Source organism: Algoriella sp., from assembly GCF_036647415.1.
Classification (GTDB): Bacteria; Bacteroidota; Bacteroidia; order Flavobacteriales; family Weeksellaceae; genus Empedobacter.
Genome location: NZ_JAVXKG010000059.1, coordinates 1 through 10,677 on the forward strand (window position 1 = coordinate 1; position 10,677 = coordinate 10,677).

Sequence of the window (10,677 nt, forward strand, 5' to 3'; positions counted from 1 at the left end):
ATGTATTTTTAATCACTGAAAAAATGTATCTATTTTTCAGGACTAGTCAATATTTCTGATTGATTATCTAAATTTAGAAAAATCTCTTGGACGTTTTTCCAAGAAAGCATTACGTCCTTCTTCCGCTTCATCAGTTCCGTAAGCGAAACGTGTTGTTTCTCCAGCAAAAATTTGTTGTCCAACTAAACCATCATCTACCAAATTGAATGCAAACTTCAACATTTTGATTGCTGTTGGCGATTTTGTTAAAATCTCTTGTGACCAATCAAAAGCAACTTGCTCTAACTCATCATGCGGAACAACTAAATTTACCATTCCCATGTCATAAGCTTCTTGTGCAGAATAATTAAGTCCTAAAAAGAAAATTTCACGTGCACGTTTTTGTCCAACTTGTTTTGCTAAATATGCAGAACCATATCCACCATCAAAAGAAGCAACATCTGCATCTGTTTGTTTAAAAATTGCATGCTCTTTAGATGCCAATGTCATATCGCAAACCACGTGTAACGAATGTCCACCACCAACTGCCCAACCGTTAACTACAGCCACAACAACTTTTGTAGAAAAACGAATAAGACGTTGTACTTCTAATATATTAAGACGTCCAACACCATCTTGTCCTTCATATCCTTTTTTACCACGAACACGCTGATCTCCACCAGAACAAAATGCCCAACCACCGTCTTTTTGAGATGGTCCTTCTCCTGTCAAAAGAATGACACCAACTTCGCGATCTTCTTCTGCTAATTGAAAAGCATCTAATAATTCGAAAACTGTTTTTGGACGGAAAGCATTTCTAACTTCAGGACGATTGAAAGCAATTCGCATTACACCATCACATTTCTTGAATGTTATATCTTCGTATTCTTTTACAGTCTGCCAATTGATTGTAGCCATTATATCTTATTTTTTGATTAAAATTTTAATTCCTCGAAATTAAGGTTTTTATTAGAATTATTGATGTTTACTATTTTTGAATTTTAACTGACTACTTATTTTACCAAGGAAGTTCTGCTAAATTCTCGTCAAAAAATTTACCTGTTGGTCCATTTTCATCAATCGTAATAAAATTTACAATTGGACGCGCACCTTGTTCTACCGTATTAACTCCTTTGTAACCATTTAATCCCGTTTTTGTAAAACCTGGACTTATAGAATTTACTTTCAATTTAGTATTCATAAACTCATACGCCAACATCACAGTGTATGAATTGATAACTGTTTTAGAAGAACAATATGCTGTAATTTTGTTATCGTAATATTTGTAAGTTGGGTCGCTATGCAAGGTTAAAGATCCCATATCACTACTTACATTTACAATACGAGGTTGTGGAGCTTTCATCAGAAGTGGTAAAAAATGTTGTGTTGTGCGAATTGTACCATAAAAATTAGTTTCATGTACATCTTTTATCAAATCTATTGATACTTCTGATGCATTTTGAGGAATTTTCCCTGCATAACCAGCATTATTTACTAAACCATCTAAATAATCAATTTTTGAAGAAATTTCTTTCGCAGCTGCAGCAACAGAATCATCTTCTCGTATATTAATAATAACATAATCTACAGACTCTAATCCTTCTGATTTTAATTCTTTTACTGCTTCTTCTCCGTTTTCTTTTGTTCTACAACCAATAAAAACAAAGTAACCTTTTTGTAACAATTGTCTTGATGCCTCAAAACCAATTCCTTTATTCGCACCAGTAATAAGTATCGTTTTTTGTTGATTTTTCATTATATATTAATTTAAGTTGATTTCTTGTTAAATTAAAGTAATAATTCTCCTATTGTTTTAGATTTTAATTCGGTTTCCTTCCATTCATTTTCTGGAATAGAATCTGGCATAATTCCTCCACCAACATATAATTTCACTTTGTTTTGATAGATTTTCGCACAACGTAGATTCACAAAAAATTCTGATTCATTTTCCGTCTCATATCCCATAAATCCAGCATAAAAAGTACGATTATAACCTTCGTTAGTCAAAATAAAATCTGTTGACAAATCTTTTGGCATACCTCCTACTGCTGGTGTTGGATGCAATGCTTTCAGAACATCATATAGCTTATTTTTATCGGTCAATTGAGCTGAAATAAACGATTTTAAATGCTCAAAAAAACCTGCATTTACAGAAAAAGGACCATCTACGTCTACATAATTTGTAAAACGAGCTAGAGTTGCCGTAATATAATCTGTTACAACCTGTTGTTCGTGATATTCTTTATCTGTCCAATCATCTTCTTTTGCTTTTGTTCCAGCCAAAGAAACGGTTTGTATTAACTGATTTTCTTCTTTTAATAATAATTCTGGCGAAGCGCCAATCCAACAACCTTCCTCAACATCATATCGTAAATAAACGTATGCATTTGGATAATATTGATGCAAATTCTTGAAGGTTTCGGATAAATTAATATTCTCTTTATCAAGCTCTTTTATTCGACTAATGACAATTTTTTGCGTATCAGAATTACTTTTTAATTCATCTACTGTTTTTTCTATCAAATTGAGGTAATCATTGTACGAAATTGCTTCATTTTGAGTTGAAACTGGCAATAACAAGTCTATTTTCGGTAAATCATCAATTAAAATTTCGACAACCTCATCGTCATTAAACTCAATTATTGTTGAATTATCAAAACTGTTACAACTAAATTTTCTTGTTGTTGTTTTCCCTTGATTTTCCCATAACTCAACTTTTATTTGATTTGGTTTTCTGAAAAGTATAAAAGGCTTTTTTTGTTGAATAAGTCTTTCAAGTTTATCTTGAAATTGTTTAGACATGATCTCTCGAAATAATTGCGTTGGTTAAATGAGTGTAACAAATTAATTTATCGTTTTCGTCTTTAATTTCTATCTTAATTAAATGTGATGTACGACCTTTTTTTACAACAGTTGCGTACCCAAATACCGTTCCGTCTCGCTTCGATCGCAAGTGGTTGGCATCTACATGTTGGCCAACTGCTACTTCTTTTGTATTGTCTATTAAAATATTAGAAAGTGTACTTCCTAAAGTTTCCGCCAATACAATTGATGCACCACCGTGCAACAAACCAAAAGGTTGATGTACTTTAGAGGTTACAGGCATTTTAGCGGATAAAAAATCTTCTCCAACCGCTGTAAATTCTATATTTAATGTTTCGATTAATGTATTTTTTGACATTTCCTGAAACTTTTGTAAAATTTCTTCTGGACTCATAATTAATAAATTTTAGGATTATATAATTCAGGATATTTTGGTGCTATATCTTTATAAAAGTCTTGAATTTCGTCCAAAACATTTTCTAATGATCTATTTTCTGTATTAACTATTTTAGAAATTCCGGCACGTTTTTTCTTAAAATCACAATAAGCTAAAGCAACAGGAACTTCGGCTTTTTGAGCGATATGATAAAATCCATTTTTCCATTTTTCTGCTCGAGATCTTGTTCCTTCTGGTGTATTAATCAAATATAAACGATCTGCATTTTCTAGTATTTCTGCTGCAAAATCTACCATATTATGACGTTGAGAACGATCTATACCAATACCGCCCATTTTTTTGATAAAATAGCCATACCAAGGTTTTGTCCATGCATCTTTTATAAACATTTTCATTGGAATTCCCATTTGCCAAAAGGCTAAAATTGTGTAATAAAAATCCCAATTAGAAGTGTGTGGAGCACAAACTAATACGCATTTATCAATTTTTGATAAGTCGAGATGATTGTCTAATTTCCAACCACCAAGTGCGTATAAAAATTTACCGATCAGTTTCTTCATTTGACAAATATAAAGAATTGTTGTATAGAATTGTTATCTGTATTAAAACAAAAAAGACATTCTGAGTAGAATGTCTTTTATATTTTGTATTTGTTATTTCATAAGTTTTACGCAAAGAAATCAACGATTATTTTGATGATTTCTGTAGTTAATGTTAATAGAATCTGTATCATCTTTATAGTTTATTTGTTGGTTATTTTTTTCTTTTTTAGATTTTGTATCAGGTAAGTTTACTCCTATTGTTTTTCCGTTACCTTCTACTCTTAATCCATTTTTATCGATAACAACTTTTGCTGAGTCATTTTCGTCTTGAATATTAATATTCAGATCTTAGTCTTGATTAGAATTTTCGTTATCAGAATCTTCATCTTTTTGACAATTCAAACATACGAATTTTTTTCCATTATATCCAAAGTAATTGTTATTAATATCGTTAACATAATCTGTATCATATTGTCCAGATCGGATGTTTACTGAGTTTGATTCTCTAACAAAAACTACTTTATTTTTAGGTACATAGATTTTTATATCTACTGTTTGCTCTCTAAACTTACCATTTTTAGGAATCTTAACAAACTTGTCTAAGTTTAATTTATTTCCTTCTACTTTATAATTGTATTTTATCGACTCTAAATTGCGTTTTGCTTCTTCTTTGCTTCCTCCTTTTGATGAATAACGAACTTCTATGTGTATATTGTTGTCATTACTTTCTTCAATATCGAATGTTTCGTAAATTGGAATAACTAAATTTCCGTTTTCGTCAATTAATTGTTCTAAATCATTAAAGCCTCCACTGTATCTATAATTACCTTCTTCTTGGTCTATAAATTGTACTTGTAATGTATCTGATGGTATATTTATCACCTTATCATCTGTCATTTCTACAGAACTTCTGAATTTACTTGCTGTACTTACCGATATTCCGATGATTGCAAATAATGCGATAAACCATATTGCTATTGATCCAAAAATAACAGCTTTACTCACTTTTACACTATTCCAAAAACATTTAACACCTAATATTGTTAATAATACACCTGGAATTACCATTAATAATCCTCCTAAAATTTTAGAAGCACTACTCATCCACTGCTCTTCTACAAGATAATCGAATAATTCTGTTGGCATTTCTGTCCAAGTTGTGAAAAAGAAAGCAAAACCTCCAATGATTAATCCTATACCTGTACTTAAAATTATAAATCCTAAGAACCAGAACAAAAATTTACCAAATACTCCGAAAACACCTCCTAATTTATTACTCAATTCGCGTCCTCCAGTTACAACTGCATCACCTGCTTGTTCTACGTTTTTTTTTAGCGTATCTATATTAGCTGGCTGCCCATACATTTGTAATTTTTCTGATGTTGTTTTTGCTTTTGGAACAAAAATCAACAAAATAAAGTAGCAAAATATAACTAGAAGTAAAGAAACTCCTGCAGTAAAAATTCCTAAAACACCTAATATTAACCAAACTGCACGTACAAACCAAGGATCAACACCCATGTAATGTGCTAAACCAGAAGATAAACCTGTAATAATTGTGTCATCTGGATCACGAAACAAACGTTTTGCACCTGTTTGTTCTCCGCCATACGATTGATTTTCTTTGTACGAAAATTGATTGTTAGGTTTAGATGAAGTTGTTTCTCCATCTTCGTCTTCTACTTTGTACTGGTCTGGATGTCCCATTGTAGCAATCACAAAATTGATATCATCCTCGTTTACAACCTCTCTAAATTTTAAACGATCACGAAATAATTCTGCTATACGAATTTCTACATCTTCAATAATATCCTCAATACCTTCTGTTCCTCTCAACGAGTTTTTTACATCTTGTAAATAGGTTTTTAACTTATTATAGGCGATTTCGTCTAAAACGAAAGAAAATCCTCCTATACTTATTGATACTGTTTTATCCATGGTTAATCGTTTCTTTGGTTACTTTATTCACAGCTTCTATCAACTGTTCCCAAGTTTCTGCTAATTCTTTTAAAAATTGCTCACCCATTTCGGTAAGCGCATAATATTTACGCGGTGGTCCTGATGTTGATTCTTCCCAGCGATATTGTAAAAGGTCATCATTTTTTAATCTTGTCAAAAGCGGATATAAAGTTCCTTCTACTACAATCATCTCAGCTTTTTTCAATTCGTCTATGATATCAGATGCATACGCATCTCCTTTTTTAATAATACTAAGAATACAATATTCCAGCACACCCTTGCGCATCTGTATTTTTGTTTTCTCTATATTCATAAGAACGACTTATTTTGTTATACAAATATATATAAAATTTTAGTATTATGCAAAACAAAGTACTGAATTATTTTTAGTATTATATTTAATAAATACAATAAACGCTCTGTTTATCCATGTTTTAGAGTCAAATATTTTAAAAAAAATTTCAAAATATTTTTTGAAATGATAAAATATTAATGAAATTCTAGACAAAAATCACCAAAAAGAGTTGATTAACTTTTAGTATCTTTGTCAAAAATCGTACTCACACAATGAAAAAAATAGTAGGAAGTGCTTTCTTATTAGGTGCTTTTTTAGCATCAAGTAATGCTTTAGCTTGGGGATTAACAGGTCACCGCGTTGTTTCTGAAATTGCAGATCAAAATATTAGTAATAAAACCAAAAAAGAAATCTCAAAAATTATTGGGAAACAGCGTTTGGCTTATTGGGCAAACTGGCCAGATTTTATAAAGTCGGATGATTCTTGGAAACATGCAGATTCATATCATTATGTAAATATTCCTGGAAACTTAAATCGTCAAGATTTTGATATTGCTTTAGATGCTACTGGCGAGGAGAATATGTACAAAAAAGGATTGTTTTTAATCAATGAATTAAAAAACAATGACAACTTAACGTTAGAACAAAAACAACACGATTTATATTTCTTAATACATATTATTGGAGATGCACATCAACCATTGCATGTTGGTCGTCCAGATGATTTGGGAGGAAATAGAATAAAAGTAGAATGGTTTCGCGATAAAGTAAATATTCACACAGTTTGGGACTCTAAATTGGTTGATTACGAAAACTATTCGTACACAGAATATTCTAATTTATTGAATCTTAAAACAAAAACAGAGCGTAAAGCGATACAAGAAGGAACTTACAAAGATTGGATTTACGGTTCTTATATTCTTGCAAATACTATTTATGGAAATGTAAAAATGGACGATAAATTAGGCTATCGTTATCATTTTGATAATAAATATATTGTAGAAGACCAGATGTTGAAAGGTGGTTTACGTTTAGCTAAAGTTTTAGACGATATTTTTAAATAGAAAACACTCATTAATAATAGTCAATCCCAAATCTAAGATTTGGGATTTTTTTATATAACACATTATGATACAATCAATTTATATTGCTTAAAATTATCAAAAAATCGATATAACTTATATTTTAACATTTTGTTGATAATTATTCCGAAAAATATTCCTACTTCTTTTATAAAAACTGAAAAAATATTTAAATTGATTGCATACTTTAATTAGGATTATGACTAATCAATTTTTATCTTCTATAACGTATATTGTAAGAACTCGTTTTTGCGAAGAAACACAAGAGTTTCAAAAAACTGAATTCTCATCAGATAACAGTTTAGCTGCGCGCAATAATGCTTTTAAGTTTATTGAAAGCTATTTAGAAATTATAGCAAACGAAGGATTAGTACAAATTTCAAGTGATATTATTAATTCACATGCTATAAAAAGATTCAACAAAACAATTCTAAAACCGAGTAATAGAACATACAAAAGGATTAAACTTTTTAACCAAGAAGTCATCTCTATTATTCCAAATCAGAAGATTTTTCCGAAAGGTATTCGATTATCTTTTCGTATAAATTTGCCATTAGAAAATGAAAAAAATGAAGAATTTGAAATTTTCAGTTTTCAAAAACCAAATCATACAAGTATTAATCAACAACTTAACCATTTGATTTTAGAAAATACCTTTCTTAATTATATGGGATATCATATAGATGAGGAAATTGTCATTTCTAAAAATGAATTCAAAACATTAAGTATTGAACCTGTTGAATTTAAAATTATTGATACTCCTTATAAATGGGAAAATGAAACACGCAGATTTTCAATTGATTATTTAACCAATAAGCATTTATTTCATGATGGTTTACAATACCGTTTATCGCATCACGAAATGTATCACTACATAAGTTTCTTAGAAAGAAATTGCATAGAAGAGATTGAAAAAAACGTTTACTCTATGTTACATTCTACTGGTGGACTTCTTTATATAGGCTATCATCCCGAAAATATTGTAGAAAGTGTAATGAATAATGAAGAGATTATAGATTATTATCAATATTTAAATCATACTTTTTCTCAGGATAAATATCTCTTCAAAAATATTTATTTTGATTTAATTAATTACCTCGACTTTCCTGTTTTAGCGATTGTTGTTTATCCATTAAATCTAGAATCGAAGAAACGTCATGCATATAATCGTGATAAAATATTTGTTCGTCAAAACAATACATTTTTCAAAATTAAAGATTCATAAAAAAGTTTCTAAAAAATTCAGAAAAACACAAAAAATAGTAAAGACATCACTTGATGTCTTTTTTTATAAGATAAATTTCAATAATTTGGCTCTATTGTAAAATACACACACAGGAAATTTATAATTTATGAAATTGATTAACACATTAAAGTACTCTACTTTGGTTTTATCTGCTATTGCAGTACATGCGCAAGCGCAAGAAAAATTAGATCCAACTGTACAAAGTTTTGTAACTGAAATTCAGAACAATTCTCAGTTGAAGAAGATTTCTCACGAATTATTAGATGGTATTGGACCTCGTTTGGTAGGAACTCCACAAATGGATCAAGCTGGAGAATGGGCGATTAAAACTCTAAAATCTTGGGGAATTGATGCGCGTCGCGAAGATTACGGAACATGGAAAGCTTGGGAACGCGGAATTACGCATGTTGATATGACGTATCCAAGAGCAAAATCTATCGAAGCAACACAATTGGCTTGGTCGCCAGCAACTAAAAAAGCAGTAAATGCTGATGTAATTGCAATGCCAACTTTCAAAACAAAAGCAGAATTTGACGCTTGGTTACCAAGTGTAAAAGGAAAAGTGGTTTTGATGTCTCAAAATCAATCGTATGGTCGTTCTGACTATCAATACAAAGAATTTGGATCGGAAGCATTGTACAAAAAAGTAACTGAAAATAGAAAGGCAGAAGCAGAAGCTTGGGCAAATTCTATCAAAGTAACAGGTTTTAATAACAATACGCTTCCAGAAGTTTTCGAGAAAAATGGAGCTGCAGCAGTTGCAATTTCTTATTGGACAGGAATTATGGGTGCAAATAGAATTTTTGGTGCAAAAACGAAAACAATCCCAATGTTAGATATTTCGAATGAAGATTACGGAATGTTATATCGTTTGGCTGAAAATGGAACTGCTCCGAAGTTGACTGTTAATGCACAATCTAAACACAATGGACTTGCAAAGACTTTCAATATTGTTGGAGAGATTAAAGGAAAAGAAAAACCAAACGAATATATTATTCTTTCGGCTCACTTCGATTCTTGGGATGGAGCGCAAGGTGCAACAGACAATGGAACAGGAACAATTGCAATGATGGAAACAATTCGTACCATCAAAAAATTATATCCAAATAACAAACGTACAATTTTGGTTTGTTTATGGGGAAGTGAAGAGCAAGGATTGAATGGTTCTCGCGCATTTGTAGAAGATCACCCAGAAATTGTAAAAAATACGCAAGCTGTATTCAATTTAGATAACGGAACGGGACGTGTAGTGAATATTAACGGATCTGGTTTCGAAAAATCATACGAATATATGACGCGTTGGTTAGCTGCTACGCCTTCTTTTATTCGTAACGAAATTAAAACAGATTTTCCGGGATCGCCAAGTGGTGGAGGTTCTGACCACGCTTCTTTTGTAGCAGCTGGAGTCCCTGGATTTATGTTAAGCTCTCTAAATTGGGGTTATGGAACATATACTTGGCACACAAACAAGGATACTTATGACAAAATTGTTTTCGAAGAAATACAAAGCAATGCTATTTTAAGTGCCACTCTTACAATGATGGCAGATCAAGAAAAAGATTTAGTAAATCGTGATCGTCGTGTTTTACCAGCTGGTAGAGATGGTAAACAACAAGAATGGCCAGAGGTTAAAAGCCCTGCAAGAAATTCTGATGTTTACATGAAATAAGATATTTTCAAACATAAAAATCCACTCAATTGAGTGGATTTTTATGTTATAATTTAATTACTCTCTATAATCAATAAACGTAATTGGTTTTCTGCTTTCTGGACGAAAAATAATATTTTGCAAATGATCTATTTTTTCAAATTTTATAGTTGGTGTCACTCTTAATTTCGCTCGGAATTGATCTTTTATTCTTAATAAAAAATTTTCAGACTCATCTGTAGAAACAACTCGAAGTAAAATTTCGTCTGTTCCTAAATCATTCGAATAAATTTCGATTAGATGTAATTTTATTTCATCAAAATGAGATAAAACATCGTGTAAAGCAGGCGGATAAAGTGTAGTACCTTTATACTTTATCATGTGTTGTTTTCTTCCTTCTACTGGTCCCAAACGGTACGAATTACTTCCACAAACACACTTTTCGATATGTTTTCTTAACAAATCTCCGGTTTTGAAACGCAACAAAGGCATTCCTTCTATTCCTAAAGTTGTAATAGTTAATTCTCCTAATTCTCCATTTTCAACTTCATTGTTATGTTCGTCTAAAATTTCTGAAATAATTAAATCGGGTTGATGATGTCCCCCTTTTCCAAATTCACATTCGGTAAACGCAGTGCTCATCTCAGTTGAAGCATAAGTGGAAAATAATTTAATGTTCCATTTCGAAGTGATTTTTTGTGCTAAT

The 10,677-nt window shown here is 31.1% G+C and carries 11 protein-coding genes; 3 read left to right on the top strand and 8 right to left on the bottom strand.

The genetic code is table 11. From position 1 onward, the window contains the following. Positions 1-63: 63 nt before the first annotated feature. The 7 genes from RSC72_RS15445 to RSC72_RS15475 form a co-directional block, all read right to left on the bottom strand. Positions 64-897, bottom strand: a complete 834-nt coding sequence (locus RSC72_RS15445; RefSeq protein WP_332546885.1) for a 1,4-dihydroxy-2-naphthoyl-CoA synthase — start codon at positions 895-897, stop codon at positions 64-66. Positions 898-997: 100 nt separating this feature from the next. Continuing rightward, entirely contained in the window at positions 998-1,735 is a 738-nt protein-coding gene (locus tag RSC72_RS15450; RefSeq protein WP_332546883.1) for an SDR family NAD(P)-dependent oxidoreductase, read from the bottom strand. 32 nt (positions 1,736-1,767) lie between these two features. Further along, positions 1,768-2,781: an isochorismate synthase gene (locus RSC72_RS15455; RefSeq protein WP_332546881.1), complete on the bottom strand. Its 1,014-nt coding sequence runs from the start codon at positions 2,779-2,781 to the stop codon at positions 1,768-1,770. Then, positions 2,774-3,196, bottom strand: a complete 423-nt coding sequence (locus RSC72_RS15460; protein WP_332546880.1) for a PaaI family thioesterase — start codon at positions 3,194-3,196, stop codon at positions 2,774-2,776. Before RSC72_RS15460 ends, RSC72_RS15455 begins: the two co-directional genes overlap by 8 nt. A 2-nt stretch (positions 3,197-3,198) precedes the next feature. Further along, entirely contained in the window at positions 3,199-3,759 is a 561-nt protein-coding gene (locus RSC72_RS15465; protein ID WP_332546878.1) for a 1-acyl-sn-glycerol-3-phosphate acyltransferase, read from the bottom strand. A 330-nt stretch (positions 3,760-4,089) separates the two neighbouring features. Beyond that, complete coding sequence (locus RSC72_RS15470; protein ID WP_332566203.1) at positions 4,090-5,679, bottom strand: PspC domain-containing protein; 1,590 nt, start codon at positions 5,677-5,679, stop codon at positions 4,090-4,092. Then, complete coding sequence (locus RSC72_RS15475) at positions 5,672-6,013, bottom strand: PadR family transcriptional regulator (RefSeq protein WP_332566202.1); 342 nt, start codon at positions 6,011-6,013, stop codon at positions 5,672-5,674. Before RSC72_RS15475 ends, RSC72_RS15470 begins: the two co-directional genes overlap by 8 nt. Positions 6,014-6,267: 254 nt before the next feature. Here RSC72_RS15475 and RSC72_RS15480 point away from each other — a divergent pair, with 254 nt between their 5' ends. The 3 genes from RSC72_RS15480 (at position 6,268) to RSC72_RS15490 (ending at position 9,992) form a co-directional block, all read left to right on the top strand. After that, positions 6,268-7,059 (top strand): S1/P1 nuclease, encoded by a 792-nt coding sequence (locus RSC72_RS15480; protein ID WP_332578659.1) that lies wholly within the window; start codon positions 6,268-6,270, stop codon positions 7,057-7,059. A gap of 217 nt (positions 7,060-7,276) precedes the next feature. Continuing rightward, entirely contained in the window at positions 7,277-8,302 is a 1,026-nt protein-coding gene (locus RSC72_RS15485; RefSeq protein WP_332566200.1) for a hypothetical protein, read from the top strand. Between the two features lie 127 nt (positions 8,303-8,429). Further along, entirely contained in the window at positions 8,430-9,992 is a 1,563-nt protein-coding gene (locus RSC72_RS15490) for a M20/M25/M40 family metallo-hydrolase (RefSeq protein ID WP_332544632.1), read from the top strand. 57 nt (positions 9,993-10,049) lie between these two features. On the opposite strand, the gene RSC72_RS15495 is transcribed toward RSC72_RS15490, so the two are convergent. Then, on the bottom strand, positions 10,050-10,677 hold a 628-nt coding region (locus RSC72_RS15495), incomplete at its 5' end, for a phenylacetate--CoA ligase family protein (RefSeq protein WP_442879429.1).